At 74.1% G+C, this 2,108-nt stretch carries 2 protein-coding genes; one reads left to right on the forward strand and one right to left on the reverse strand.

The genetic code is table 11. The features are described from left to right. The first annotated feature begins 100 nt into the window (after nucleotides 1–100). A complete protein-coding gene (locus AA75_RS23990) occupies nucleotides 101–955 on the forward strand; it encodes a phosphatase PAP2 family protein (RefSeq protein ID WP_082526777.1) in 855 nt (284 codons plus the stop codon). Between the two features lie 60 nt (nucleotides 956–1,015). Here the strand turns inward: AA75_RS23990 and AA75_RS23995 are convergent, their stop codons facing one another. Next, nucleotides 1,016–1,936 (reverse strand): hypothetical protein, encoded by a 921-nt coding sequence (locus tag AA75_RS23995; RefSeq protein WP_051813186.1) that lies wholly within the window; start codon nucleotides 1,934–1,936, stop codon nucleotides 1,016–1,018. Nucleotides 1,937–2,108 lie beyond the last annotated feature (172 nt).

The raw sequence follows: 2,108 nt of genomic DNA on the forward strand, positions 1-2,108 counted from the left end.
CAGGGGGGACCCTGTGGGAGAGTAGGACGCCGCCGAACAAATTTTAAAAAGATAGCCCCCCTCCCTTCGGGAGGGGGGCTATCTGCGTTAATCTTCGCCAATGCAGAACCTGACCCTCACCTGGCAGACCTCGGCCGCTGTGTCCGGGGTGCTGTTCGGCGCGGCGTACGCCGTTCGGCGGGCCGGCCGTGGGCCGACGGTGACGGCGGTGTTCCGGGAGGCGGGTACGCTGCTGGCGCTGTTCACGCTGTGGCAGCTGGTGGGGCACCTCTCGCTGATGAGCACCGACCACGCGCTGGCCCGGGCGGAGTGGATCCACCGGACCGAGCTGGCCTTCGGCCTGCCGGACGAGGTGGCGTGGCAGCGGGCGGTGGAGCCGCATCCCTGGCTGATGCAGGCCGCCAACTACTACTACGCCACCATGCACTTCGGCGTCATGCTGGTGCTGCTGCTGTGGCTCTTCCTGCGGCACCGGGACCGGTACGCGTGGGTGCGGACGACCGTGGTGCTGACCACGGCCGCATGTCTGCTGGTCCAGTTCATCCCGGTCGCCCCGCCCCGGATGCTGCCGGACAGCGGCTTCGTCGACGTCGCGGCCCAGTACGGGCAGTCGGTGTACGGGGGCGCGGTCGCGGGGGTGGTGCCGGCCCAGCTGTCGGCGATGCCGTCGGTCCACGTGGCCTGGTGCGTGATCGTGGGGGTGGCCGTCGTGGTGGTGGGCCGCGGGCCGTGGCGGTGGCTGGCGGTGCTGCACCCGGTCCTGACGGCCGCCGTGGTGGTGGTGACCGCCAACCACTTCTGGGCGGACGGCCTGGTCGCCGTGGGCCTGCTGCTGGTGGTGTACCTGGTCCAGCACGCGTGCTCCGGCTGGCGTCAGGGCCCGAACGGGCCGGCCGGCCGGCCTTCTGCCGGAGCGGACGGCAAGGTCCCGGAGTGGACGCGCTCGGGCCGCTGACCGATCCGGTCGGGACGGCCGGGCCGGCAGAGCGGCCTGCCGCCGACAGCCCGCCGTGGCTCAGCTGTCGGTCTCCTGCGGCGTCGACGGGCTGAACGCCACCGGCAGCATTCCGGTGGCGAGCGACGCCGCGAGGGTCTCGGCCTGGTCCTGGGTGAAGGTGCCGGAGATGACGGCTTGGCCGCCGGTGATGGTGCCGGCGACGTACGGGTGGGACAGCACCTCGCCGTCCAGCACGATGGCGAACTGGTTGGCCGGGGCCTGTTCGGCGGCGAGCTGTTCGGTGCTGCGGGCGAAGGCGTCCGTACCGGAGCTGTTGAACGTCAGCTGGACCTGCCAGCCGGAGCCGGACTGCTTGTCGAAGGCGCTGCGGGCGTCGGCGATGTCGGTGCCGGGCACCGCTACCGGTGCCAGCGCGAACCGGTAGCGGGTGCCCTGTTCCGCCTCGTGCCCGCAGGCCACGGTCGGGGTGGAGGCGGAGGCCAGCGGGCGGGGGTCGTCGGGGGAGGCGGTTCCCGGGCAGGAGAGCGCGTCGAACTGCTGCAGCAGGTCGACGGGGACGGTGCCCATCAGCAGGGCGCCCGGGCCGCCGTCTGCGCCCGAGGTCCCGACCGGGGCCGCGGCCAGTACCTGGCGGAGCTCGACGGCGGCCCGACGGCCGAGCGGGGCGAGCCGGTCCCCGACATGACCTGCGGCGGAGAGGGTGACGGTGCCTGCGGTGACCTCGGTCCGGACGTCCCGCAGCCCGGCCTTGCCGGCCCGGGCGGCGAGCAGGTCGGCGGCCTGCCGGAGCTGGTCGTCGTCGAGCGGGCGGGCAGGGGTGAGGACCACCGTGGTGTGCCCGGCCGGAGCGGCCTGCGGGCCGGTCCCGCTGCAGGCGGTGAGGGCCGGCCCGGCCAGCAGGGCGGTCAGCGTGAGCGCGGTCGTCGAGCGGCGGATGCCGTACCGCCGGACCCGGGCCGTCGTCGGGAGAGCCGTCATGGACCGAGTCTTTCAGCAGGTCGGCGCGGCGGTGCCGGCCGGGCTCCGGTGTGATGCAACTGTGACGCCGCGTCATGCTCCCTTGCCGAAAGCCGGTGGCCGGCCGCTGCTCGATCGAGCCCGGCGTACCCGCGGCCCGCCGGCGGCCCGGCGGAGCCGCGGGTACGGCCGG

It is taken from the genome of Kitasatospora sp. MBT63, assembly GCF_000710465.2.
Classification (GTDB): domain Bacteria; phylum Actinomycetota; class Actinomycetes; order Streptomycetales; family Streptomycetaceae; genus Kitasatospora.

What these genes read in the sequence shown, in the direction of transcription:
- AA75_RS23990 (WP_082526777.1), top strand. Translation starts at nt 101, where the DNA reads ATGCAGAACCTGACCCTCACCTGGCAGACCTCGGCCGCTGTGTCCGGG.
- AA75_RS23995 (WP_051813186.1), bottom strand. Translation starts at nt 1,936, where the DNA reads ATGACGGCTCTCCCGACGACGGCCCGGGTCCGGCGGTACGGCATCCGC.